Genomic DNA, 25,566 nt, shown 5'->3' with positions numbered 1-25,566 from the left:
GATAAATCATGAAAACAAAAATGAAAGACCTAATGAAAAATAACAATATGCAGCCAAATAAGATCTGGTTGATAACAGCTCAATTGATTGTATTAAGTCTCTTCCTAGTTCTTAGTCAGCTCACGCTGGCTAAGGATCGGATTCAATATCATGTCCAGAACTTTGATGGTTCAACCTTAAAAGTGATCAATGAACAGGGCGTGGTCAGTCAGTCTTATCAATACGCGCCTTTTGGTCAACAACTGCAATATAAGAAACCAAGCAATTTAAAGAATCCCAATGCTTTTGTTGGTGGGGTTCAAGATGCTGATGATTTGGTTTATTTAAAGCAACGTCACTATAACCCTGTATTAGGAAGATTTTATCAGCCTGATCCTGTGACTTTCTTAGAGAAGGGTCATGGACAGACCAACCGTTATCAATATGGATGGAATGATACTTATACTTTTAATGATCCAAATGGACGAGCAGTACAGCTACCTTTTATAGTCCTAGGAATATGGCTTATAGATAATCTAAGGTCAGACACACCAAATGCTAATAATATCCCACCAAGTGGAATTGGCGATGCTGCTCTTGCTGGATATGGCTTTGGATCTATGCTATTTACAGCTAGACTAGCATCAATGTCAACCGCTGAACTTACTTATTATAATATAGCACAAAATGGCGCATCAATTTCACCTGTATTATGGTTAACATCAGGTACTAGTAATCTTTATAATCCTACTTATGTTTATCAGTTATCGGCAGCTGAAAGTGGTTTTTACCCAATAATGAAATGGGGATTTAAAGAACCACAGGGCGGTGTTTGGTTAGAAGCTGGGCAATTATGGAAAATAGGCGAAACTATACATCCTGCGACAAGATATTCCACGAAAGAACTAGCAAATACTGGTAGGGGATTAGATATGGAAATCATCAGTAAGAAAGGATTGCTACCTGCAGATGGAAAAGCTATTCAAAATCAATATATTCGAAATTATAGAGAAGTTTATGGTGAGCTCCCTCCTGGTAATAAAGGTGTTAAATAATCATGTTTAAATTTCAATTACTATCTGATACTGACTCTGAATCAGGAATTTTAATAGCAAAGCAACAAATTACTTCAAATGGATTTAATAAATATATTACATCTGAGAATTATGGTAGTGATTTAAATGGAATAGTAATTATATTAATGTGTCGTAAACCTGAAATTGTTTTTAAAAAACGATTACGATTATCAAAAAAAGAAAAAGTCTTGTACATGGATATTATGTTGGATTATGATCTATTTAATAATATGACATTCGAACAAAGAATCACTCAAATTTGTAAAACGCTTTTAGTAGAGTTATCACAGGTACTAAAAAAATATAAATTTCAAGATTTTAAATCGGATGAACTAATAAAAAAATTAGAAAATTGGTTTGTGAATTATGGTTTTATTTAAGTAGTTAATTTTATTATGAGCCTAATAATCAAGAAAGCTCATCAAAAGAGACTGCAATTAGCAGGATATCTTTATAGACAAGGCTTAAGATAATATGATCTTTTTCTTAACTGAAAATTTCAGATTTATTTTTTAGTTCTAAGGTTATCTAATAGAGTACTTTAATAGGAAAAATTTAGATGAAGAAGAAGATAGTATTTGCTAGTGTAGATTTTTTTAAATCTACACTAGCTTTTATCTTAATAACATATCCTTTATATTGCTATATTAAAAGTCAGTTTATTTTAAAACTAGAAAAAGATTGGTTTTTAGGAGTGATTATTTGGATTTTCTTAATTTTAACTGGTTTTGTTTATTTATTTTCATTTATTATAAAAATAATATTTTTTAGAAATGAAATATTTATTTCAAAGAGGTATGTTAAATTTGTTAATTATTATGTTTTTATTTTTTACCAATTATAAATGTAATCTTGAAGAAGATAAAGTAAATGGTGTTCGGTATGTATCTCATATTAATATTTTTATCTATTATATTAAGTGGATGTGGGTTAATGAAAAATAACAATAATTTTTATATAGTAGCATGGAGTATAAAAATGTAAAAGGTATATTATTAATTTTAAATGATGGAAAAGTTTATTTTATTGGTGAACCACCATGTGCACTGTCAAAAATATGAATATTATCTGAGAAGAAAATGGTGTTGGTTATTTTGAGAATTAGTGAATTACCAATGGATTTGAGAGAAAGATTGGAAACATGTAACTGGAAAATTGAAGAGTTTTATAATTACATACCTACTGAAATAAAAATTGATAAAATAGATCGAGAATATATAAGAAGGAGTAAAATACATCCATGATTTAAATTTTAATTATTTAATTAGGAATATAGAGATAAATTAACTTTATATTTTATTCTAAAATATTTAGGTGGAATAAGGTTTCTTTAAAATTGATTAATTATTTAATTTACACTTATTGATAGGGTGGTATATGATTAATTTAAAAAATTCAAGAAAATTTCATTAGTGATTATAGAGGATTATTACAGTATCTTTATGAATACATAGCCTTTATTAGTATGGAATATGCGAATATAAAAGCATATTGTAAATTAATTAATAAATTGTTGCCATGTGTAGAAATTTTTTTTGATTACGAATAATTAAGGTCTATTCTATACAAAAATAATGGTTTATCCCTCATTGAGGACAGTACTACCACAAATGAAATAATACATACTGCTTTTGTTATGAATCTAAGAATCAAAGAGGGTCATCAACAGAGCCTACAATTAACAGAATATCTTTACAAACAAGGTTTAAGATAAATGAATCGAATTTTCAGTATATTGAATATGCTAATATCAATAACTATTTTTTTAATATTATTATTCCCTGTATCTATCTATGTATATAGTCAATATGTTATAAGGGTTGAGAATGATTGGGTAACTGGAATTTTAATTTGGACTAGCATATTTTTTTCTATTTTTTTAAAAATATTATGGGTGATTGTGTGTGATTATTTTTCTTACGTTGAAGACAGGGAGGTAGTAAAAAAAATTAATTATTCTTCTGTTTTTGTTTTATTTTTTTTAGTGCTTTTACCGTTTATTGAGTTAATATAAAAAAAATTTAAGAAAACTAAATAAAAGTGGCTAGAAATTGAATTCCTGTATTTGTTAATTCGTGGGTTAAGTAATATGGATTACAATCAATTAATTGATAAAATTGAAAAGTTTGTTAACAAAGATGATATCTCACTAAAAAACACTCAAGAGATTGAAGTTCTTTTGGAAAATTTAATTATTAAAGATGAATTAATTACTGAAACAATTTTATTTTTAGCATCATATAGACCAGGAGGTGGTGAATATATGAATGATGAAAGCCAAATTACTCAACAATTAAACAAAGTTTTAGTACTTTTGAAAAGTGAATATGGAACACGTAGTTAATATAATTTTTAAGAATAGGCTTAGGGTGATTATTATGGAATATAATGTTTTTTCTTACACAAACAATTCCAAGAGTAATATTATCTTGGTAATTGAGCCATGGATATACCTTCTAAATCTACGATAAAATTTTGTTATTCCAGTTCAAGTAAGTTGGTTGAGATATCAGGTTTTAAAGACAATTATCTCAATGTATATTTTGATTTTGATAAAATAAGAGTCGAATTAGATGAAATTGATATTACAAATTATTACCCCTTGGATAAATTATAAAATTATTAACATTTAATACTCGATTTATAAGTAAAAATTAATTTAACTAAGTGTTTGTAGATTCATTTTATCAAAATATTATAAGATTCAGAGAAGTTCCAAGATAATTTTAGGAGTTGTGTTATGAGTTTAAGTGTAGAGCAAAAAACTGCGATCGAAAATTATGCTTTTGGGAGAATAAGTGAATATAGGTTTAAAAAAATACTTGGTTTAGATATTGAGGATAATCAAATATTTGGGGCTGAATTATTCAAATTAGCTAATGACAATAAAGAAGAGTTTGCATTGGCGATAGGAATGGGTTATTTATTTAGAGATGGTAGAAAACTGGAATCAGAATTATTTTCTTTTATTAAAAAAATATACTTTAGTGAATGGCACCATGAGCATGAAAACATTATTGATACATTTTCTAGGCAAGAGAGTTGTGAATATATTGATTTTTTATATGAAGCTATAATATTTGTACCCCAATATTTAGTAGGTTTTGAGGAGAGATCAATTGCAAGAAGGGCTTTCTTTGGATTCGGAAGAAATATTTCTTGTCCCAAAGCTTTGGAATATCTGAATCAATTTCTTAATGATCCAGACCCAACACTAAGAGGATTTGCCGATGAACAATTTAAGATCTTAGGAATTAAAGTTTAGCCACATCAATAGTTTGATCTGGAATATAAATACTTTCATTAGGAAGTAATAAGTTTGCTTCCTTAAATTTATGCTCTACTACTAAATTAGAGATTTCTTTTGCTTCTTCTGTTATATCAATGATATCAGTTACCCATTTATTGATGTAATGTTCAACTGCAATTCCACTTAGCCCGATCTGAATAGCTCTGTATTTTAAAGGTTCTAATAATAAATTCCGTTCAGGATCCCATTGTATTCTTACAGGAGTTTTGGATTTAACTATATTCCATTCATCTTCTTTAATTGCTATAGGCTTATGGCTTGAACAACTATGACTTAATGCCCAGTCGAAGCCATTTTTTGATATATCTATTGCTAAAATTTTTTGTTGCTTATTATCTTTATGTCCCCAGCCAGCGCGATACATCATCCAAAGAAATGAAGGCTTTATCCATGTCATTCTAGTCATTTTGAAATGAGGATTATCCTTAAGTGATTTATTTCTAATTGCTAATGAGGCTAATTCATTAGAAAAAGCTTGATATACTCTAATGGTAGATTCTGTTTGAAAAGCCCGAATAACTTTTTCATCATATTTATTCATTTTTTAACTCAGAAAAAAATATGATTATATTTTATAGTATAAATTGATAATTGGCTCATTCTTGTTATAATCATTTAAAATATAAAAACTGGTCAACACATGAAAAATATACTTATAGCATTTTGCTTTAATCTACTATTTTGCAGTTCTGTATTTGCAAATAGTCCATTCTCACCCACAAAAATAAGTGGATTAGTCGTACATGATAACGGAACAGATATAATTATTGAATTGAAAGCTAATGTAGCGACAGGTGAGGGATGTCAAATAGCAAATCAAGTAGTATTAAGAAAAACTCATCCATTATTCAAAGAAGTGTATGCTGCACTTTTATCTGCTTTTCATAGCCAAACTGTAATTCAAGGTTGGACTAATGGTTGCCATACTATAGGAGAAAGTAGACCTATTCTTACTCGCCTTGATTTAAAAAAATAATTTTAATCAAATTTTAAAAAAAAGATCAGAATCATCTGATCTTTTTGTGTTTAAACATTATTTTTAAGCATTAGGATTTTAAAAATTAAAGCCCAGCTTCATATTCGCTATTGCTGAGTAACTTTTCAACATCTGCAATATTGTCTGGTTTAATCTTATAAATCCAGCCTTTGCCATACGGGTCGTCATTCACAAAATCTGGATCATCTTCAAGGGCAGTATTCACTTCTACAACTTCACCAGAAACAGGCGCATGAATATCAGATGCTGTTTTAACGGATTCAACTACACCAGCTTGAGCGCCAGCAACCACATGGCTACCCACTTCAGGCGCTTCAACGTAGACTAAGTCGCCTAAAGCATCTTGAGCATGGTCAGAAATACCAGTAATCACAAGATCACCTTCAATTTTTACCCATTCATGTGTTGCTGCATATTTCAAATCTGAAGGATGATTCATAATGACTCCATTAATCAATTTATTTTTGGCACGAGTTATACAGGTTTTTTAATCAAAACAGAAAGCAGAGATACTGATAAACTTATTCATCGAAACAAATAATCGTGATAAATCACATTATAAGTATGGGTCTTTGCGCCAACTACTTGGGCTACGACCACTCCAGCGTTTAAATGCACGACTAAAGTTTGCAACATCACTATAACCGAGTTCATCTGCAATTTGTTCCAGTGTATAGTCAGTACGGGAAAGTAACGATGTGGCATGGCGATAACGTACTTCATCTACCAATGTAGAGAAAGAAGTACCTTCGGCAGCCAACTGACGCTTTAATGTACGGTCTGACATATGCAGACGATCTGCGACATTTTCAATACTTAAATAATGCTGTTCCGAATGAGTCAAGATATCACGTACACGCATTGCCAAGCGGCGCCTTTCACCCAAAGCTGAAAGTTCTGCTTCACATTGATTAATCGCAATTTGACTGGCAATCGGGTCAGCATTGACCATTTTTAAGCCCAAGTAGGATTTGTCAAAACTTGCAATGAGATGTGGCTGTTCAAAACGCATATTGTATTGCTTTGCCAGTTTCTCGATGTATTTGTCAAAACCATCAGGCTTGGGAAAATCAAAATCGATATCGCCATGCAAATAATCAATACCAGTTAAGGCTTTTGCCATGGTCATAATACCAAAGGTTAGCCCCATCACAATTTCCGTGCGTAAAGGTTCGATTTCGATATCACATTGCAATTGAAGTGTGGCTTTTTCACCAAAAGTAGAAAAATACAATTGTAGAAAGGGCATACGCAACTGGATAAAACGGTTGGCTAAGACAAGCGCATCGGTAATATCGTGTGCTGTCATGATGGCATAACCAATAAAGCCATGAATGGAGATACGCATTTGTGTACCAAGATGAAAGCCTAAGGTGCTTTCACCTGTAAGTTTTAATGCGTGTTTAATCAATTCATTGGCAAGTGGTGTCGGAATCCGACACTCAGGATCTGCTAACTGCTCGCTGGTAAAATTAAAGGGTGCGAAAAGTGTCTCTGCGCTATATCCCCAACGAGAAACAATATCTAATAATAATAGTCCATAAACACCAGGAATTCCCTGATCTTGGCGAGCTGAGACTGTTTTCATGTGCTTTCCATTGCTCTAAACATTGTTTTTACTTGTTTAATCATATTGTCATGATATGGAAAAACCCTTAAATATTGTAAGACAAATTTAGGATTAATGTGCATCAAAATTGCGCTTAAATACCACAATTTTAGTGGTTGAAATTAGCAATACATCGTCATCTTGATTTTTTGCTTGTGTTACATAGGTCACAATTGCGCGATCATTTTTGGTTTTAGAGGGCTGGATAGATACAATTTCGACATCGACATGTATTTTATCGCCCACACGCGTGGGTTTTGGCCATCTTAAACTTGATTCTGAACCAATTAAGCCATAAGCAACAGGGAAGCATTCAGTCCAAAGGCGCATGGTGACCGCTGAGGTATGCCATCCACTTGCAGCAAGTCCTTTAAAAATCGGGTGATCTTTGGCTTTTTCAGCATCCGTATGGAAAACTTGCGGATCATACTTATGTGCAAACTCTAAAACCTCATCCAAAGTCATTTCGTATTCACGACTTTTAAAATGATCACCAATATTTAAATCTTCCAAATACAACATTGTTTATACATTCCCTTAATTTCACACAATACTCATAAATAATGATGTTCTACGCATAAAAATTAAATTATTTAAACTTTTTCATTGTAAATCACCATTAAGCAATTTCAATGACTGTTTTGCCAATCATCCATTTTTTTAAGTCGAATTGAAATATCACTCAAAATATCGAGTGATTTAGACCATAATAACATTGTGTTATGTCCTGAAAGTAATGAAAATACGACCAAAGTGAATTGAACAAGCTTATGGTGCGTTAAAGCAATGTTTTAAGCATCCAAACTTCACAAACATGACTATGACCAGTATTACCTTTAGGTTGTGATAAATGCTTAAAGCCTAACTTCTCATAGAGTTTAATGGCTTGCCAGAGATCTTGAGTGGTTTCTAAATAACAAGACTGAAAGCCTTGTTGTTGTGCAAATTCAAAACACTTTTCTAAAATTTTCTTAGCAAATCCTAAACCACGGAGTTCAGGCAAAAAATACATCTTTTGAATCTCTAAAACAGTTGCATCACCTTGTAATGGTGAAAGACCTCCGCCACCAACAACGCGACCATTTGCATCCTCAATAATCCAATATTGGGCATTGGGTTGAGCATATACCTGATATAAATCATCCAAGATCGGGTCGGCTACAGCAAAGCCTGATTCAGGTGCTAAGCCAAATTCTTTAGATACTTCACGAATAACTTGTGCGATCGACGGATTGTCTTGTATTTGTATCGTTCTAATTTGGTACATAAGTAAATGAAAATAAAAAAGGTAGAATTTTTATAACAAAAATTCTACCTTTTGTGATCAGTTAAAAATTCAACTGATCAAAACTTTACCACTTGAATAGTGGTAAATAAGTAAATTTACAGGTCTTGCTGCAATACTATTTTAATTCACTCGAAGATTTACCCAATTCTCGACGGGCAATAATCAGCTGTTGAATCTGTTGTGTTCCCTCAAAAATATCTAGAATTTTTGAATCACGCGCCCATTTTTCTAATAATTCATCTTCGTTATAACCCACACTGGCAGCCAACTCTACGCATTTTAAAGTGATTTCATTACAAATACGTCCAGCTTTTGCTTTGGCGATAGAGGCCTCACGAGAGTTTGGTTTTTTGTTATCTGCCATCCATGTGGCTTTTATGGTGAGTAAGCGTGCAGCTTCCCATTCTGCTTCCATCCGATAGATTTGTGCAGCCAAATTGGATGTTTGCAAATATGGAGTTGCATAGTCGGGATCTAGTTCATCTTTAAAGATGTCTTTAATACGTTCTAAAGATGCTTTGGCACAGCCCACAGCCATAGCAGCAACAAGTGGGCGGGTATTATCAAAGGTTTCCATCACCCCTGCAAAACCTTTGGCTACATCAATTTCTGCATTACCGAGTAAATTTGCTCCAGGAACACGGCAGTCAATAAAACTGATTGCGGCTGTATCCGATGCCTTAATACCAAGTTTATGTTCAAGGCGTTCAACTTTCATGCCGGGTGTACCTTTAGGTACAACAAAAGATTTAATTGCAGCACGGCCCAATTTCTTATCTAAAGTTGCCCAAACCACGACTGAGTCAGCACGTTCCCCAGAAGTGACAAATATTTTTTCACCGTTCAGAATGTAATCATCACCATCTTTGGTTGCGGTTGTGCGAATCGCAGCAGAGTCAGAACCACAACCAGGTTCAGTAATGGCCATTGCAGCCCATGTCCCCTTAAAACGCTCAAGCTGTTCATCATTGGCGACGGCAGCAATCGCAGAATTGCCCAGCCCTTGACGAGGCATGGTCAGCAGTAGGCCTGTATCGCCATAACACATTTCGATCACACCCAAGGCAGTCGACATATTGGTGCCATTTTTATTATTGCTGTCGATATCGCCACGTTTATTGATTGCAGCGCCAGCATTGAGTCCATCACCACCGTCATTCATACCATCCAGTAAAGAAGCCAGCATATCAAGTTCTTTAGGATAGGCATGTTCTGCTTTGTCGTATTTACGAGAAATTGGGCGTAAAACATTTAATGCAGTCTCGTGTGCTTGATCTAAAAGCATCTGGAATTTTTTTGGATTTTGTAAATTCATGATTTTTATCCTTTATCTTCTAAGTTAAGCGTGTAAGCCTGAATGTAGAACGGCTGTTGCACGTAAGTCGCGGTACCAACGCTCAGCCGGATGTTCCTTAGTAAAACCATGTCCACCTAAAATTTGCACACCATCTGTACCAATTTTCATAGATTTTTCTGCACAAAGTAGACGGGCTAAATACGCTTCTCTATGGAAGGGTTGTCCTGCTTCTGCAAGACTGGCAGCATTTAAAATCAGCATACGCATTGCATCAATTTCAATCGCCATATCTGCGATCATAAATGCCACACTTTGACGGTGTGAGATAGGTTCACCAAATGCAGTACGTTCATTGGCATATTTGATACTGTAATCTTTAACCGCTTCACAGCTACCAACAGCCATTGCACACCACATTAGATTGCCTAAATCTAAAAATGCAGGGTAATTAAAATCGTCGTCACCTAGACGTTGGGCAGGGGTATTGTCAAACTTCAAAGTTACCGTTTCAGTTGCTTTTAAACCCATTGCCGGTGATTTTTTCACTGTAATACTTGGATCTCGCTTTACAACGAAAACGTCCGCTTGACCCTTAAAGTCAGCACTAACAAGGAATAAATCTGCTGTTGCACCCAACAGCACTAAAGTTTTTTCTCCAGTAATGCTGAATTGTCCATTGTTGGCAGTCGCTTTGGTTTTTAAGCGTAAGGGATTAAATGCAGGGGTTGCTTCTTGTACTGCAAAAGTCGCTTGAATATCAGTATCATTGGCAAAATTTGCTAAATAAACAGATTGAACTTTTTCAGAACCCCATTGCGTGATTGCATTGATGACACTAAAAGTAGAAAGCAGACCTGCAGCAAGTGAAAAATCACCCTTAGCCAAGCGTTCAGCAATTAAAATATTACTCACAATATTTTTTTCAGATGCGACGCCACCTAAAGCTTCAGGCAGAGCATAGTAATTTAGTCCTAAATCAGTACTGTGTTGCCAAAGTTCAACTGGAAACTTTTCGTCGTGATCCGCTTGATGGGCCAACTGATAAAGTACTTCGGAAGCAAATTGATCCATGGCATCCACCGTCATTTGCTGCTCTTCAGTCAAACTCAGATCAAATAGGGACTTTTGCTGATTGGGTAGACGTTGTTTGGTTACATTTGAATCTGATTTAAATGCTTTTTGTGTTGCACTTAAGGTTTTAAAACCAGCTTTAGAACCTTGATAAAGTGATCTTTCGATAAATTTGCGCAATTTAAACTGATCAAGTAAATCACTACCTGCAATTTTTGTAATTAGATTTAAACCCAAACCTTGAGCTTTATTTACCATATTGGTCATGCCGAAGTCCCTGTATTTTAGTGTCGGTATACAACAATCCTGACATGCATAAAAATAAAAAACTATGTCAAAGCTGACAAAGTGATTGACCTTAGATGAGTGGTAGAGTGAATGAGATATTTGTTATTAATATTTTGATTTTTATTGTTTATTTAAAAATAAAAAAACCCAACATTTGTTGGGTATTGGTAAAAGTGACATTTTTAAAACGTTTACAATCTCGTTTAACCTGTATGAAAACTAAAAAGATTAAACAAAAGGTACAATCATTTTACGTACATTGGTCTTTGCTTCAATCACCGTCATAAATGTATAAGCACCAATAAATTTACGACTGATAAACATAAATTCTTTTGGTGGAATACTGAAGTAACGCGAAGCCATTGATTTTGAAGCACGTTGCATCACACGGCTATGTAGCTGGCTTTTTTTCCAGTCATAGCGGTTATGTTGATCCATCACCCCAGCAGGTAAATCTGGATTATTTAAAGGTGTACTAAATGCTTCTGTTGCCAATAAAAATACTTTTGCCATATCGGGTTTAATGCTTAAAGGCATTGCATCAAAGAACTCATAGCCCGACATCGCATTAACCATTGCTTCAGCATCGTGGTTATAACCCGCTTTGATTAAATTACAAGCAACGCGAAGTAATTGGTCATCGAACTGACGTATAGCGCCAAAATCTAACAAAATAATTTTATCTTTTATCTCTTCACCATTGCCCAAGCGAACAAGGTAATTGCCAAAGTTCGGGTCGGTTTGCATTTCGCCCCACTCAAACAATTCACGAACTGCGATTTCAAGTGATGCTTCACCTAAAAGATTACGTCGTTCTTGTGGTAAAGACAGCATGACAGGGCTGTTGATGGGTACACCACGTTCAAAGGTCATGCACAGGACTTGATTGGTACAATAGTCATCAATAATTTGTGGCACGCCATAACGTGGATCTTCTTTAAGTCGCTGGCCAAAACGACGGGTTGTTGCCGCTTCAACTTTATAATCAACTTCACGATGCATCATTTCACGCACTTCATCAAACCACTGATCGAACTCACGGGTTTGTGGCACCATACGTGTCAATTTAAGCATATTTCGAAATAGGCTCATATCTGAGTCGATGGCGTCGGCTACACCTGGATATTGGATTTTAAGAACTAACTCTAATCCGTCTGACTTACGTGTTGCGCGGTGAACCTGAGCCAAAGAAGCTGTACCAATCGGCTCATGATCAATGGTGAGATCGTTGAGTTTTGAACCCAATTGGCTGACCAATTGCTCTTTAATCGCAGGCCATGCAAGGGCAACTGTTTGATTATTGAGGGTGTTTAATGCTTGAGTAATTTCTTCAGGTAAAAAATGCTCGCCATAAAGCGCCATCATTTGACCGATTTTAACAATTGAACCTTTTAGCTTGCCAATTTCTTGAACAAGGTAATTGGCTTGTTCTTTCATAGCTTGTTTACGTTTTTTTTCTTTTTCTTCTTCACTTGAAAAGATTGAACTCGCACTTGAAGCTGCCCAGCGTGTACCTGCCAATAATGATGCTTTTGCAATTGATAAGCGACGATCCATTGATGAGGTTTTTAACTGTTTGAGCTTTTCGTTCTGATCTGACATGAAGATAAAATCCTTTATAAGAGATTCGAAAAGATAAAAAGATGACTAATTGTAAGGAATATTACATGGAATGACTGTATTTAAACAGTTCAATTCGCTGAATGGGGGAATTAAATTAATTCCATCAAAATAGCCTAAGCAATATTAAAATTTACATTCTCAATTGGATTTTAAGCTCTTTGCGGAGTATTAAACCTTGCTTATTTGAAGCAATGTAATTGATGATCAGATCTTTAACGCTTTGATTAGTAAAACCAAGTGCATAGCCTTTAACAATGATAATGCTGGGCAAGCTAAAGAAAAAATATTTTACATCGTCTAGAGAAGGCGCTTCGTAAACACCTTGTTCAGAGAGGGTTTGTTGAAAAAACTGCTTTTCAATTTTGACATTTGGAGTGGATTCATCATCCCACCATGACTGACGCATCGCCATGAGGTTATTATGTTTGTAGCTCATAAATTGACTAAATTCATAAATATTTAAAAACTTGTTGTATATATAAAGGTGAAATGACCCAATTTCAAGTTAAGTGCTCAATCTCAGCAATTTTGCCACAAATAAGTTTATATTTTATAACCAAGCAGATTGATTTGTTTTAAAAACATACAACAATAGGCTTGAAAATAAATCTAAAAACGAGTGATATGGCAAAACAAAGTTGATTGTTTTAAATCAAGTTTTAATAATAATTAATCTACAATGATTGTATTTAGTTTCAAATCTTTTACACTCTTTTGCATAGAGGATTGTTGCTAATCAGTGCCTGAGTTCTTTGGATTAAAAGTTTTTGACTTAAAATAATGATTTTGGGATAGGGGAATTGGATGTATTTAAAGTATTGGGGTATCAGTTTAGTGGTATTATTGCCAATGCACACGCAGGCGATCGGTTATAGCTCAGATTATTTAAGCTGTATGAATTCGGCAGGTTCAAGCTCGGCAACACTTGCCAGCTGTATGAAAACTGAGTTGAGTAAGCAAGATGATCGTTTGAAATCATTATTTAAACAGACACTGGGCCTGTATACAGACAAGCAACAGAAAGCTCAAAAGAAATATCAGAAACAATGGTTTAAACTTCGAGATCAGCAGTGTGATGAGTCGAATAAATCAGTTTCTGATGATTATAAAATGAAGTATTACAATTGTGCCCTCAAACAAACAGTCAATAGAGCCAATATGTTAGAGAAACAAAGCTATCGTTTATAGTGCTTTATTGCGCTATAAAATAATTGCTAAGTAAATTGTCGTAAAGCATTATAAATGTCATGCAAAACAAGGTATCATAAGGCGTTTAAAAATATGACCTTGGAGAAACCTTAAGTGGATCGACCGACTATTAGCCCTGAACATTTACAGGAAGCTGCTGAAAACCTATCAACAATTCGTGATTTTATTCGTTTTGGGGTTACAGCTTTACGTCAATACGATGCACATTTGGGTCAAGGTACAGAAGATTATTTCGCAGAAAGTTCTGCCTTGGTTTTACAAACGCTTTCTTTGGAATGGAAGGCAGATGCTGAAATTTTAGATTCAAAATTATTGCCAAGTGAAAAAGCTGAGTTTTTAAATTTACTCGAACGTCGTGTAAATGAAAGAATTCCTACCTCTTATTTACTTAACCTCTCTTATTTCTTTGGTAAGCCATTCTATGTTGATGAGCGTGTGTTAATTCCTCGTTCACCGATTGCTGAATTGATCGAAAACCGTTTTGCACCTTATTGTTTAGATGAAAATGGACAAACACGTGCAGGCGTGAATAATTTACCTGAAAACCCAAATCCAAAAACACCGCAACGTATCTTAGATATGTGTACGGGTTCAGGTTGTATTGCGATCGCGCTGGCATATGCATTCCCTGATTCAGAAGTAGATGCAACTGATATTTCTAAAGAAGCATTAGAAGTGGCTTCTATTAATGCGGAGCACCACAATAAGCAATATCAGGTGGCTTTGCTTGAGTCAGATTTGTTTGCCAAAATTCCAGCTGAAAATCAATATGATTTGATTGTTTCGAATCCACCATATGTGGATGCCGAAGATATGGCAGATCTCCCGGATGAATTCCATCATGAACCTGAACTTGCTTTAGCTGCGGGTCAAGATGGTTTGGATTTAGTTCGAAAAATGTTGGCCCAAGCTGCTGATTATTTAACTGAAGACGGTTTAATCGTGATTGAAGTAGGTAACTCAGAATGGGCAATGAAACAGAATTTTAACACGATTGATTTTTACTGGTTACAGTTCCAAAAAGGCGGTACAGGTATTTTTGCTTTGACTGCTGAACAATGTCGTACATTCCGTGATTTATTTATTCAATCTATTCAAGCTTAAGGAGTCGTAAGCATGGCAGGTAACAGTATTGGACAACTCTTCCGTGTAACGACTTGTGGTGAATCTCACGGCGTAGGCTTGATGGCAATTGTTGATGGTGTGCCACCGGGTCTTGAATTATCTGCTGAAGATTTACAAATTGATTTAGATCGTCGTAAACCAGGAACGTCTAAGTTTGCCACTCAGCGTAAAGAGCCAGATGAGGTTGAGATCATTTCTGGAGTTTTTGAAGGTAAAACGACAGGAACTTCAATTGGTTTATTGATCCGTAATACAGATCAAAAATCTAAAGATTATGGCAATATTGCGCAAACTTTCCGTCCAGGCCATGCAGATTACACCTATACGCAAAAGTATGGTTTCCGTGATTATCGTGGTGGTGGTCGTTCAAGTGCACGTGAAACGGCGATGCGTGTGGCAGCGGGTGCGATTGCAAAGAAATTTCTTTTTGAGAAATTTGCGATCGTGATTCGTGGACATGTGACGCAAATTGGTACTGAAAAAGCACAAGCTTTAGATTGGAATGAAGTTCCGAATAATCCGTTCTTCTGTGGTGATGTCAATGCTGTTCCACGTTTTGAAGCGCTGGTGACATCATTGCGTGAACAGGGGACCAGTTGTGGTGCAAAGCTTGAGATCCTTGCAGAAAAAGTACCTGTAGGTTGGGGTGAACCCGTATTTGATCGTTTAGATGCTGATATTGCCCATGCCATGATGTCAATCAATGCGGTGAAAGGTGTTGAAATTGGTGATGGTTTTGCAGTTGCAGAACAATTTGGCCATGAAACCCGTGATGAACTTAGCACAGATGGGTTTTTAGCCAATCATGCTGGTGGTATTCTTGGTGGTATTTCTTCAGGCCAAACCATCCGTGTAGCGATTGCGTTAAAACCAACCGCAAGTATTACGACATCAGGGAAAACCATTAATCTAGATCGTGAAGATACAGATGTACTCACCAAAGGTCGTCACGATCCTTGTGTGGGCGTGCGTGCGACACCTATTGCTGAAGCCATGCTTGCCATTGTATTGATGGATCATTTTATGCGTCACCGTGCACAAAATGCGGATGTGGTTGCACCATTTGCCCCAATTGAACCTAAATAGCAAATATATTTGAGATAAGAGAGGGTATTTTAGTTTTGAAATACCTTTAATTATTAGAGTAAATTTCAAATGATTTGTTTTTTACTTAATAGAGTTATTGCTCAACAAATTTAGCTGAATGATCTTGGATTCATTATTTTAAGTTAAAGATTTTGAGTTAAAAAAACCAGACATTTTGTCTGGTTTTTTATATCTATACTTGCTCAGTCTTATTGAGTAACAATTTGACCTGTATAACCCTTTAAGAACGTCAGATACGCAGAAGACTGTTGACCATCTGCCTTTAAGATTGAACGTTCAACATCACCCTGATTGGTTACCAATTTAAGTGAAATTTCTTTACCATTACGGAATGAGTTAAGAAAGCTGACAGGAACATTAATCGAGTTTGATGAAACTGTACCCGCGTATTGTGTCGTGTTAATGGTTGAATATGTATATGGCCGACCATCCACTAAAAAGACAAATTGGGTAATATCATATTTTGTTGGATTGTTAATTTCTGCTGTGATTTTAAAGCCATCACGGACTTCATCTTTCCAACGCATAGAAAGTTCAGGGCAAACTTCATTTGCTTCACAGATTAAAGGGCCTTTTGTAACAACTCTTTCTGGATAAGAGCCAGCACAACCCGCCAAAGTTAAACATGCTAAAGAAGAAATTACCGCAAATTGAAGTTTCATACCGCTTCCTAATAAGTTCATTTGTGTTATTGATATGTTGATAATCTATGTAAAATTTACCGCTTTTTAGTTAAAAAGTGAATTAAATATTTCAGTAATTTGTATTTCAGTTAAGACATAGCATAAATCTTAAACAAAATTTAAGATTTTTAATATTTCCTTTGCAACATTTTCAGTTAATTGATTTAAACGAGTCAACGGCTCACCTTCAATAAAATATTTAAAATTCGACAATGTGTTTTGATAATAGATTGAGATAAAGAAAGTACCTTCTGGTTTTTCAATACTAGCACTACCACCAGGTTTAAGTAAGCCCGTACAACTGACAATGATATCTGCAGCGCTAAAGAGTTTTTTCCCTTGAACTGCCATTGCTTTCGTGACTTCAACTGATTCAGCGCTATATTTTTCGATGAGGGATGGATCAACTTGTAAAATTGAAATTTTAATAGAGGGGTCGTAACTAACTAAACCGCCTAATAAAATATCTGCACCACTGTTTTTATAGATCGAAAATTGGCTGGATAAATAACCAGAACTTGCACTTTCAATAAATGCGACTGTTAAATTCTTTCTTTCAAGCAGATCACAACATTGTTTTAAAAGCATTGGTATGGCTCTAAATTAATTATTTATATTCAATAATTTAACTATAAGTGAATTGAGAGAATTTGCAAGAAAACCAAACAAAAAATAAGCATATTGAGCCATGAACTTAATTATTTTTCGGATATTTTTATATATAAATCATAATATTAGCTTATATGGTTTATTAAAGACAAAATAAATCAAAAGAGCGCTGAGTTGAAATAAGCTTGTCATATTTATTTGCCATAATGACGGCACAAAACAACAAAAACCAAGAATAAGCATCAAATAACAATCACAGAAAGTTAAAAGAATAATCAGCGTAAAGTCTGTAAATATGCAGTCAACCCACTTCTCAACAGGTGGGTTTTCCTTTTTTGGGCCAATTGTAGAATTACTATGCAATATGATGAATTTTTATATTTCAAACGCGTCAAAAAGTGATATAAATAAAAATAAAGTGCATATGAAAATGGAGTGCGAATGATGAAAACGACTGTTAAGTATGTTGTCTTAAAAAGTAGAGAATATCAGCTTGGCACAGCCTTATTTGAAGAAAGTATTGAAGCCGAAGGAAATTATTTTGATCAAATACCTGAGGTCATCCACTATCAAAATCATAATTTTAAAGTAAAGTCCAAAGAACTTAGCCGTAAGCAAATTTTTGATGATTTTGAAGAATCTCAAACAATTTTAGTCAAAGTTATCGCGGTTTAATAATTTTTCCAAGTTATCTTTGATCTGGACATTGCATAAATAAAACCCAGCTAAACTGGGTTTTATTTATTTAGTTTTAGGGCATTTGACAATTCGTCTACAACGCAAATCATTTATGAACGGTTAATAGACCCTAATCAATCACTGTTTGACAATCAATACAGGAAGTTTGGTTTGACCCAGTACATCTTGCGCAAAACTGCCTAAGAAAAACTTTTGGAAGCCTTTACGACCATGCGATCCCATAATAATTAAATCTGTATGTAATGATTCAGCAGTTTTAATGATGGTTTCAGCTGCAACCGAGTCTCTCACGACTTGTGTATCAATTTGAACACCTTGCTGTTCAGCCAATTGTTTGGCTTTACCCAAACCTTCTTCCGCATTTTTAATTGCTTCTAGAATGTAATCTTTTAACATATCTGGCGAATAGTAAAAATCAGCAGCAGCAAAAGGGTCTTCAGCAACGACACTGATCGCAGTGACTTTGCTTCCAAAGGCTTTGGCAATCGCAGCAGCATGTTTTAATGCAGAAAAAGAAATGTCAGAACCGTCAACTGGGACAAGAATATTTTGATAAGTCATAATCACACCTTTTTAATTAACATTTCCAATAAAAATTAAGTTTCTTCTTGGGTAGATTTAATAATCAACACAGGCAGTGGAGAAATCGACAACACTTCTTGTGCAACACTCCCTAAGAAGAATTTCTTCAGACCAGTACGTCCATGAGAACCCATTACAATAAGGTCCACATTGAGTTCATCTGCAGCATCTAAAATTCCAGTAGCTGGAGGCACTTCACGTACCACTTTGGTATCTACTGTTGTTACACCATGGTGAACTAAAGTTTCTTGAATATCTTTTAAACGTGCTAAAGCATTTTTTTCAGCTTCAAATAAATATTGAGTTACAGCAGGCGCTATTTTATAAAAATCGACGCCTTTAAAAGGATCAACTGCGATCACACTCATCACAGTAATTTTACAGTTAAAAGCAAGTGCAAGTTTCTCTGCATGTTCAAGTGCAGCATAAGAAATAGGAGAGTCATCTACAGCAAGAAGGATATGTTGATAAGCCATTATAAGTTTCTCCTTTTAAGGGGGCTGTTGACATTTCATAAAGGGTTTGCGTTGTAGGCTAAAATTGAGCAGACAAGGCAGGAAACGAAGAGAATAGCGAGACTATTTTCGAGTTTCATAACGCAGACTGAGATAATTTTAGCCACAACCCTTCGGGACTAGCGTGTTTTTTGCCGCTACGTCGTTACGAAATATTCATTTAGAATGACTAAATTTCATACTTCGTGCCTAGTATCACCTAAAAAACACACGTAGTCGCAAATCTAGACGAATTGTCAACAGACCCCGTCATTATTTATTCATTGATAACACATTGCGCTGTTAGTCGCAAATTGTCGATAAGAATTTTAGTTGATCAAAAGTGTGTTATTTCAAGCTTTTGTGAAATACACATAATTTTATTATGGTTTTATTTTGTAACGTTTAATTGTTCTGATTTTTTATTGAAATCTCGCTCATGTAAATTTGATCTTAGGTTTTAGGTTGGTGTTCTAAATAAGATGCAGTTTGAATTCTTACGATTCTAAAAACTGGCATGATAAATGCTTTAATTTAATGCAAACCGATATTTATGAATAAAATTTTGGCATCAATTTGGAACATTTTAAATCAAGTGCCATAGATAAGTGGATCAGTATGAAAATTTATACGCAACGTCTAGACCATATAGAGTCAAACATTGAGGCTGAAAGTATTGAATTGACTTTTGATACTCGGCAAAAGAGCCGTTTTCGTGCAACTTTAAATAATGGGCACGATATTGGTGCGGATTTACCACGTACAGGCATTTTGCGTAGTGGTTCTTATATTGCAACTGAACAAGGTGAAGTGTTACGTGTAGATGCCAAAGCTGAAAAATTAATGCAAGTTTCGGCACTGCATAGTTTTGATTTACTTAAAGCTGCATATCATCTGGGAAATCGTCATGTTCCGTTAATGCTTACCCCAAGTGCACTTTATTTTGAACCTGATCATGTCCTTGCAGAAATGATCCAAGGTTTAGGACTAACTGTAGATGAAGTTGAACATCCATTTGAACCTGAAAGTGGGGCATATGCCCAACATCAGCATGATCATCGTTTAAGCCCGATTAAGGCTTTACATCATGTCCATCACTAACGCATCGCAACTATTAAGTCTATTGACCCTGTCATCGACAGCCTTACCCATCGGTGCGTATTGTTATTCACAAGGGGTAGAAAGTGCGATTGATCAGGGTTTGATTCATGATGAAGCAAGCAGTATTGCTTATTTTGAAGAAGTGCTGGAAATGTTGCTGGTTAGGTTTGAACTCCCCGTTTTAAAACGTCTGATGCAACATTATTTAGACGAAGCTGAATTTTTAAATTGGGCTAACTTTTATAAAGCGAGCCGTGAGTCGAAAGAATTGAGGGCTGAATCTCAGCAGTTGGCATTTTCTTTGAATGCTTGGATTCGTGATGTTTTAAAACAGCCGCCTGAGATTAAAAAGCAGTTTGGTTTTGTACCAGTTTATGCACATTTATGCGGGACATTAAAACTTAATCTGGTGGATGTCCTGACAGCATATAGCTTTACTGTTTTAGAAAACCAAGTGCTAGGTGCGGTTAAAACTGTCCCTTTAGGGCAAATGAGTGGTCAAAGAATTTTGTGGCATTTACATGGCTTAATTCCTAAAGCGGTAGTGAGTGCCTTAGCCTTAGAAGATGATGAGTTAAGTAGTGCCTTGCCCAATTATGCGATGTTAAGTATGTCGCATGAAACTCTATATTCACGATTATTCAGATCATAAATGACACGCTTCATTCGCTATTTTTAATAGAGAATGAAGCATAGAAAAGGAAAAAAAGATGACAGAACGTAGCCCTTTACGTGTTGGAATAGGTGGTCCTGTTGGTTCAGGTAAAACAGCATTAACCCTGAATTTATGCCTTGCTTTACGCAACAAATATAATATGGCGGTTGTGACCAACGATATCTATACCAAAGAAGATTCTAATTTTTTAACTCGTCATGAAGCGATGTCACCAGAACGTATTGTTGGTGTTGAGACAGGGGGTTGTCCACATACTGCAATTCGTGAAGATGCTTCAATTAACTTGGCTGCAATTGATGATCTTTGTGAAAAATTTGATGGTTTAGAGCTGATTATTATCGAAAGTGGTGGAGATAATCTAGCGGCTACGTTTAGTCCTGAATTATCTGATTTAACTCTTTATGTGATTGATGTTGCAGGTGGTGAAAAGATCCCACGTAAAGGTGGTCCCGGCATTACCAAGTCGGATTTATTGATTATTAACAAAACAGATTTAGCCCCAATGGTCGGTGCAAATCTCGATGTGATGGATCAAGATGCAAAACGCATGCGTGGTGACAAACCTTTTCTATTTTCAAATATGAAAACTCAAGATGGTTTAAAGCAAATCATTGAATTTATTGAAAAACAAGGTTTATTTAAAGCTTAGCGTAGAGATTGAAGCTTAGTCGCGATATTAAAAATAGTGGTAACTATTTGAATTGAAAAATAATCAAAGGAGAATTCGAATGCGTTTTTTGAGACACAGTCTGATGGCATGTGCTGCATATCTACCTGTATTGGCTTTGGCTCATCCTGGACATGATCACCATACTGGTTTTTGGGCAGGTTTTATTCACCCATTTACAGGTTTAGATCATTTGATGATGGCAATCGCATTTGGTGTATTGATGTGGACGGCAAATCAACGCTGGAAGCTTTTCGGCTTGATTGGCTTAGCTGTAGCGATGGTGATTGGCTTTATGATCGGTAGCCAAGGATTTATTCCAGCAGCAGTTGCTGAGTACGGCATCATTGCGTCATTGATTTTATTGGCTGTTGCGCTTTGGACAAAAACAAATCAAGTTTTACCTATTGCAGCAGTTTTATTGGCAAGTTTTCACGGCGTTGCGCATGGTGCTGAATTAGGCCAATCAGGTCATGCCAGCTTACTGATTTTAGGCATGGTGACAGCAATGGCATTGATCTATGCGGGTGGATTGGGCATTGGTGCTTTTATCAAAAAGTACGTTCCATATGGCAAGAAAATTATTGGTACTTTGGCTGCAATAGTTGCGGTTATTGGTTTGGCTTAATGTGTAAGCGCTTAATTGCTGATATCAATTTATAAAGGCGGTCATGATAAGTTTAGTGGAACATCTTCCTGATCAGCGCCTGTGGTATGCCAAACTCGAATTGGGTTTTCAGGCTCAGACTGAGCGAACGGTATTGGCGCATCGTAGACATTTTGGACCTGTACGTGTGCAGAAGATGCTATGGCCAGAAAAAACTGGAATTTGTCATGCCATTATTGTCCATCCGCCTGCGGGTATTGCTGGTGGTGATCATTTAACATTTGAGATCAGTGTAGATACTGCTGCCCATGCCTTAGTTACAACCCCAGGTGCTGGTAAATGGTACCGAACCAATGGCAAACAAGCTTATCAACATATCCATATCTCAGTTAAACACAATGCTGTGTTTGAATGGCTTCCACAAGAAACCATGTTATTTGATGGTGCCAATGCTCACTCAGAAACCTTGATTCAGCTTGATCAGACAGCAAGCTTTATTGGGTGGGATATGTTGGTAATTGGTCGACAAGCTCGAGATGAAAAATTTCAATCTGGTGCTTATCACAGCCATTTTAAATTATGGCGAAATCAGCAATTACTGGTGGCAGACACACTGAGTTTTAAAGGCAATGATCGTTGGCTAAGCTCTTGTCTAGGAATGAATAATCATGCCGTTATGGGCAGTTTATGGGCAGTTCCTCCTGAAAAATTTCGAGCAAACATTTATTTAGAGGCACATATCGATTTAATTCGTGAGTTGATGATGCGAATGGATATGCCTGTAAGGTTAACCTTATTGGGTGATGTTATCAGTGCACGTTTTTTAGGCGATGATGTTCGACATTGTCATGACGCCTTTGCTGCAATTCGTGCCAGATTAAGGCGATATTGGTTTGATTTGGATGAAGCATTTCCACGCATTTGGCGAACTTGATTCATTTAAAGATCACCTTTTAGAAATAAAATCTGCGTGTTTAATTTAAAACTGAGCACATATTTTGCATAAAAAAATGTGAGAACTTTAGGAAATACATATGGAACTCAATCCCACTGAAAAAGACAAACTGCTGATTTTTACAGCGGGTTTGGTTGCAGAACGTCGTAAAGCACGTGGATTAAAACTCAATTATCCTGAATCTATTGCATTTATTTCCGCAGCACTGCTTGAAGGTGCACGAGATGGAATGACCGTCAGTGAGTTGATGCATTTTGGCACCACCTTACTCAGTCGTGATGATGTGATGGAGGGTGTACCTGAGATGATTGCCGAAGTGCAGGTAGAGGCTACTTTTCCAGATGGCTCGAAGCTCGTCACAGTCCATCAACCGATTGTATAGAAGACTTCTTTAAAATTAGGATAAGCATATGATCCCTGGTGAAATTATTACACCTGATTGTGATATTGAAATGAATGTCGGTCGTGAAGTACTAAAAATTTCAGTGTCAAATATAGGTGATCGGCCGATTCAAGTGGGTTCACATTTTCATTTTTATGAAGCCAACGATGCTTTGCAATTTGATCGTGAACGTGCCAAAGGTTTTCGTTTAAATATTGCGGCTGGTACCGCGGTTCGATTTGAGCCTGGGCAGCGACGTGATGTAGAAATCGTTGCACTGGTCGGAAAACGTGAAGTCTATGGTTTCGCAGGGCGTGTGATGGGTAAGTTGGACTAAAAGGATAATCAATAATGAAAATGTCACGTCGAGCTTATGCTGAAATGTTTGGTCCTACTGTTGGGGATCGAGTACGTTTAGCAGATACCGAACTTTTTATAGAAGTTGAACAAGACCTCACCACCTATGGTGAAGAAGTTAAATTTGGTGGTGGTAAAGTTATCCGCGATGGGATGGGACAATCTCAATTACTTGCAGCGGACGTTGCCGATACGGTGATTACCAATGCATTGATTGTTGATTGGTGGGGAATTATTAAAGCCGATGTGGGATTGAAAAATGGGCGAATTTGGAAAATAGGTAAAGCTGGCAATCCGGATATTCAACCCGATATTACCATTCCATTAGGTGCGGCAACCGAAGTGATTGCCGGTGAAGGACAAATACTTACAGCAGGTGGTATTGATACTCATATTCACTGGATTTGCCCCCAACAAGTTGAAACAGCGTTAATGTCAGGAACAACGACCATGATTGGTGGTGGTACTGGACCTGCTGCAGGAACATCTGCAACAACGGTGACACCCGGGCCATGGCATATTTCAGCCATGCTGCAAGCCATTGATGATTTACCTATGAATATTGGCTTATTGGGTAAAGGTAATTTGAGTCAACCTGAACCGATTGCGGAGCAGATTAAAGCAGGTGTGGTGGGGCTCAAATTGCATGAAGATTGGGGTTCTACCCCTGCTGCAATTGATAATTGTCTAACTGTGGCAGATGAATATGATGTACAAGTGGCGATTCATACCGATACTTTAAATGAAAGTGGTTTTCTTGAAGAAACATTGGGGGCATTTAAAAATCGTACTATTCACACTTATCATACTGAGGGTGCGGGTGGTGGTCATGCACCTGATATTTTAAAAGCCATTGGTCAGGCAAATGTTTTACCATCTTCAACCAATCCAACCCGCCCATATACCATCAATACCATTGATGAGCACTTAGACATGCTCATGGTTTGCCACCATTTAGATCCAGCGATAGCTGAAGATGTCGCATTTGCTGAGAGCCGTATTCGTCGTGAAACGATTGCCGCAGAAGATATTTTGCAAGATCTTGGCGCAATTTCAATGATGTCTTCTGACTCCCAAGCCATGGGACGTGTAGGTGAAGTGATTTTACGTACTTGGCAAACGGCGCATAAAATGAAAGTGCAACGTGGGCCATTAGAAGGCGATAATCAGTATCATGATAACAATCGGGTGAAGCGTTATATTGCAAAATATACAATAAATCCCGCCATTACTCATGGTTTAAGCCATGAAATTGGTTCTATAGAAGAAGGGAAACTTGCTGATTTGGTGTTGTGGAAACCCGCGTTTTTTGGGGTAAAACCGTCGATGATCATTAAAGGTGGAATGATTGCGGCAGCGCCAATGGGGGATATTAATGCCTCAATTCCAACACCACAGCCGGTACATTACCGTCCAATGTTTGGGGCATATCCAAGAGGTGTGCATAATACCTGTATTACTTTCTTGTCACAGGCTGCCATTGAACTTGGTGTTGCTGAAAAATTACAATTAAAGAAGTTAATTTCACCTTGTAAAAATACCAGAAACATCACTAAACAAGACATGAAGCATAATAGCTACTGTCCAGTGATGGATGTGCATCCTGAAACTTATGAAGTTCGTGCAGATGGTGTACATTTAACTTGCGAAGCTGCTGAAGTATTACCAATGGCACAGCGTTATTTCTTGTTTTAATTCAACGGATATCAACAGCAACAAGAAGATAAAACTCCTTTCTTATGATAAGAGCGGAGTTTTTCTATTTAAAATCAATA

Annotated in this window: 30 protein-coding genes; 17 read left to right on the top strand and 13 right to left on the bottom strand. The window is 36.1% G+C overall.

The window, feature by feature from the left end:
• Positions 1-8: 8 nt before the first annotated feature.
• The 4 genes from AC07U8_RS10990 (at position 9) to AC07U8_RS10975 (ending at position 4,320) form a co-directional block, all read left to right on the top strand.
• Entirely contained in the window at positions 9-1,034 is a 1,026-nt protein-coding gene (locus tag AC07U8_RS10990) for an RHS repeat domain-containing protein (RefSeq protein WP_413772478.1), read from the top strand.
• 2 nt (positions 1,035-1,036) lie between these two features.
• Positions 1,037-1,435, top strand: coding sequence for an Imm44 family immunity protein (locus AC07U8_RS10985; RefSeq protein WP_034616555.1), 399 nt, complete (start codon positions 1,037-1,039; stop codon positions 1,433-1,435).
• A gap of 1,709 nt (positions 1,436-3,144) precedes the next feature.
• A complete protein-coding gene (locus AC07U8_RS10980) occupies positions 3,145-3,399 on the top strand; it encodes a hypothetical protein (protein ID WP_034616561.1) in 255 nt (84 codons plus the stop codon).
• A gap of 396 nt (positions 3,400-3,795) precedes the next feature.
• Positions 3,796-4,320: a hypothetical protein gene (locus AC07U8_RS10975; protein ID WP_034616563.1), complete on the top strand. Its 525-nt coding sequence runs from the start codon at positions 3,796-3,798 to the stop codon at positions 4,318-4,320.
• Here AC07U8_RS10975 and AC07U8_RS10970 read toward each other — a convergent pair.
• Positions 4,310-4,906, bottom strand: coding sequence for a DUF4291 domain-containing protein (locus AC07U8_RS10970; protein WP_034616566.1), 597 nt, complete (start codon positions 4,904-4,906; stop codon positions 4,310-4,312). The two genes, AC07U8_RS10975 and AC07U8_RS10970, sit on opposite strands and share 11 nt — an antisense overlap.
• A gap of 99 nt (positions 4,907-5,005) precedes the next feature.
• On the opposite strand from AC07U8_RS10970, the gene AC07U8_RS10965 reads away from it, so the two are divergent.
• Positions 5,006-5,341: a hypothetical protein gene (locus AC07U8_RS10965; RefSeq protein WP_034616570.1), complete on the top strand. Its 336-nt coding sequence runs from the start codon at positions 5,006-5,008 to the stop codon at positions 5,339-5,341.
• A gap of 85 nt (positions 5,342-5,426) precedes the next feature.
• Here the strand turns inward: AC07U8_RS10965 and gcvH are convergent, their stop codons facing one another.
• The 8 genes from gcvH to AC07U8_RS10925 form a co-directional block, all read right to left on the bottom strand.
• The gene (gene gcvH / locus AC07U8_RS10960; RefSeq protein WP_004720254.1) at positions 5,427-5,801 is read right to left on the bottom strand and encodes a glycine cleavage system protein GcvH; all 375 of its coding nucleotides are present in this window, start codon (positions 5,799-5,801) and stop codon (positions 5,427-5,429) included.
• A gap of 117 nt (positions 5,802-5,918) precedes the next feature.
• Positions 5,919-6,950 (bottom strand): AraC family transcriptional regulator, encoded by a 1,032-nt coding sequence (locus tag AC07U8_RS10955; protein ID WP_004720255.1) that lies wholly within the window; start codon positions 6,948-6,950, stop codon positions 5,919-5,921.
• Between the two features lie 93 nt (positions 6,951-7,043).
• The gene (locus tag AC07U8_RS10950; RefSeq protein WP_004720258.1) at positions 7,044-7,493 is read right to left on the bottom strand and encodes a MaoC family dehydratase; all 450 of its coding nucleotides are present in this window, start codon (positions 7,491-7,493) and stop codon (positions 7,044-7,046) included.
• A gap of 256 nt (positions 7,494-7,749) precedes the next feature.
• Positions 7,750-8,238 (bottom strand): GNAT family N-acetyltransferase, encoded by a 489-nt coding sequence (locus tag AC07U8_RS10945; RefSeq protein ID WP_034616573.1) that lies wholly within the window; start codon positions 8,236-8,238, stop codon positions 7,750-7,752.
• 136 nt (positions 8,239-8,374) lie between these two features.
• Positions 8,375-9,574: an acyl-CoA dehydrogenase family protein gene (locus AC07U8_RS10940; RefSeq protein ID WP_004720264.1), complete on the bottom strand. Its 1,200-nt coding sequence runs from the start codon at positions 9,572-9,574 to the stop codon at positions 8,375-8,377.
• Between the two features lie 24 nt (positions 9,575-9,598).
• Complete coding sequence (locus tag AC07U8_RS10935; protein ID WP_494738595.1) at positions 9,599-10,885, bottom strand: acyl-CoA dehydrogenase family protein; 1,287 nt, start codon at positions 10,883-10,885, stop codon at positions 9,599-9,601.
• 258 nt (positions 10,886-11,143) lie between these two features.
• Positions 11,144-12,517, bottom strand: a complete 1,374-nt coding sequence (locus AC07U8_RS10930; protein ID WP_004720267.1) for an ABC1 kinase family protein — start codon at positions 12,515-12,517, stop codon at positions 11,144-11,146.
• Positions 12,518-12,668: 151 nt separating this feature from the next.
• Positions 12,669-12,974 carry a hypothetical protein gene (locus AC07U8_RS10925; RefSeq protein WP_494737876.1) on the bottom strand — a complete coding sequence of 102 codons (306 nt, stop codon included), beginning with the start codon at positions 12,972-12,974 and terminating at the stop codon, positions 12,669-12,671.
• Positions 12,975-13,342: 368 nt separating this feature from the next.
• Here AC07U8_RS10925 and AC07U8_RS10920 point away from each other — a divergent pair, with 368 nt between their 5' ends.
• The 3 genes from AC07U8_RS10920 (at position 13,343) to aroC (ending at position 15,958) form a co-directional block, all read left to right on the top strand.
• A complete protein-coding gene (locus AC07U8_RS10920) occupies positions 13,343-13,726 on the top strand; it encodes a lysozyme inhibitor LprI family protein (protein ID WP_494737875.1) in 384 nt (127 codons plus the stop codon).
• A gap of 114 nt (positions 13,727-13,840) precedes the next feature.
• A complete protein-coding gene (gene prmB / locus AC07U8_RS10915; RefSeq protein ID WP_004720275.1) occupies positions 13,841-14,851 on the top strand; it encodes a 50S ribosomal protein L3 N(5)-glutamine methyltransferase in 1,011 nt (336 codons plus the stop codon).
• 12 nt (positions 14,852-14,863) lie between these two features.
• Positions 14,864-15,958 carry a chorismate synthase gene (gene aroC, locus AC07U8_RS10910; RefSeq protein WP_419311713.1) on the top strand — a complete coding sequence of 365 codons (1,095 nt, stop codon included), beginning with the start codon at positions 14,864-14,866 and terminating at the stop codon, positions 15,956-15,958.
• Positions 15,959-16,167: 209 nt separating this feature from the next.
• On the opposite strand, the gene AC07U8_RS10905 is transcribed toward aroC, so the two are convergent.
• Positions 16,168-16,641, bottom strand: coding sequence for a hypothetical protein (locus AC07U8_RS10905; RefSeq protein WP_494737874.1), 474 nt, complete (start codon positions 16,639-16,641; stop codon positions 16,168-16,170).
• Positions 16,642-16,770: 129 nt separating this feature from the next.
• Positions 16,771-17,250 (bottom strand): CinA family protein, encoded by a 480-nt coding sequence (locus tag AC07U8_RS10900; protein ID WP_034616588.1) that lies wholly within the window; start codon positions 17,248-17,250, stop codon positions 16,771-16,773.
• A 465-nt stretch (positions 17,251-17,715) separates the two neighbouring features.
• On the opposite strand from AC07U8_RS10900, the gene AC07U8_RS10895 reads away from it, so the two are divergent.
• A complete protein-coding gene (locus AC07U8_RS10895) occupies positions 17,716-17,946 on the top strand; it encodes a hypothetical protein (RefSeq protein ID WP_034616591.1) in 231 nt (76 codons plus the stop codon).
• A 141-nt stretch (positions 17,947-18,087) separates the two neighbouring features.
• On the opposite strand, the gene AC07U8_RS10890 is transcribed toward AC07U8_RS10895, so the two are convergent.
• Positions 18,088-18,531: a universal stress protein gene (locus AC07U8_RS10890; RefSeq protein ID WP_034616593.1), complete on the bottom strand. Its 444-nt coding sequence runs from the start codon at positions 18,529-18,531 to the stop codon at positions 18,088-18,090.
• A 35-nt stretch (positions 18,532-18,566) separates the two neighbouring features.
• Positions 18,567-19,028 carry a universal stress protein gene (locus AC07U8_RS10885; RefSeq protein ID WP_034616595.1) on the bottom strand — a complete coding sequence of 154 codons (462 nt, stop codon included), beginning with the start codon at positions 19,026-19,028 and terminating at the stop codon, positions 18,567-18,569.
• Positions 19,029-19,664: 636 nt separating this feature from the next.
• On the opposite strand from AC07U8_RS10885, the gene ureE reads away from it, so the two are divergent.
• From ureE to ureC, 8 genes are all read left to right on the top strand, one after another.
• Complete coding sequence (gene ureE, locus AC07U8_RS10880; RefSeq protein ID WP_494737873.1) at positions 19,665-20,147, top strand: urease accessory protein UreE; 483 nt, start codon at positions 19,665-19,667, stop codon at positions 20,145-20,147.
• Positions 20,134-20,799, top strand: coding sequence for an urease accessory protein UreF (locus AC07U8_RS10875; RefSeq protein WP_494737872.1), 666 nt, complete (start codon positions 20,134-20,136; stop codon positions 20,797-20,799). Before ureE ends, AC07U8_RS10875 begins: the two co-directional genes overlap by 14 nt.
• 58 nt (positions 20,800-20,857) lie before the next feature.
• Positions 20,858-21,472, top strand: coding sequence for an urease accessory protein UreG (gene ureG / locus AC07U8_RS10870; protein WP_004720292.1), 615 nt, complete (start codon positions 20,858-20,860; stop codon positions 21,470-21,472).
• A gap of 79 nt (positions 21,473-21,551) precedes the next feature.
• Complete coding sequence (locus tag AC07U8_RS10865) at positions 21,552-22,118, top strand: HupE/UreJ family protein (RefSeq protein WP_209826111.1); 567 nt, start codon at positions 21,552-21,554, stop codon at positions 22,116-22,118.
• 43 nt (positions 22,119-22,161) lie between these two features.
• A complete protein-coding gene (locus AC07U8_RS10860; RefSeq protein ID WP_096734181.1) occupies positions 22,162-23,031 on the top strand; it encodes an urease accessory protein UreD in 870 nt (289 codons plus the stop codon).
• A 100-nt stretch (positions 23,032-23,131) separates the two neighbouring features.
• The gene (gene ureA / locus AC07U8_RS10855) at positions 23,132-23,434 is read left to right on the top strand and encodes an urease subunit gamma (RefSeq protein WP_004720298.1); all 303 of its coding nucleotides are present in this window, start codon (positions 23,132-23,134) and stop codon (positions 23,432-23,434) included.
• Positions 23,435-23,462: 28 nt separating this feature from the next.
• A complete protein-coding gene (locus tag AC07U8_RS10850) occupies positions 23,463-23,771 on the top strand; it encodes an urease subunit beta (protein WP_151801394.1) in 309 nt (102 codons plus the stop codon).
• 14 nt (positions 23,772-23,785) lie between these two features.
• Positions 23,786-25,486 (top strand): urease subunit alpha, encoded by a 1,701-nt coding sequence (gene ureC, locus AC07U8_RS10845; RefSeq protein WP_315075813.1) that lies wholly within the window; start codon positions 23,786-23,788, stop codon positions 25,484-25,486.
• Positions 25,487-25,566: the final 80 nt, after the last annotated feature.

The sequence above is a fragment of the Acinetobacter sp. GW821-FHT01E09 genome, from assembly GCF_059422385.1.
This window is presented reverse-complemented; position numbering and strand designations above follow the sequence as displayed.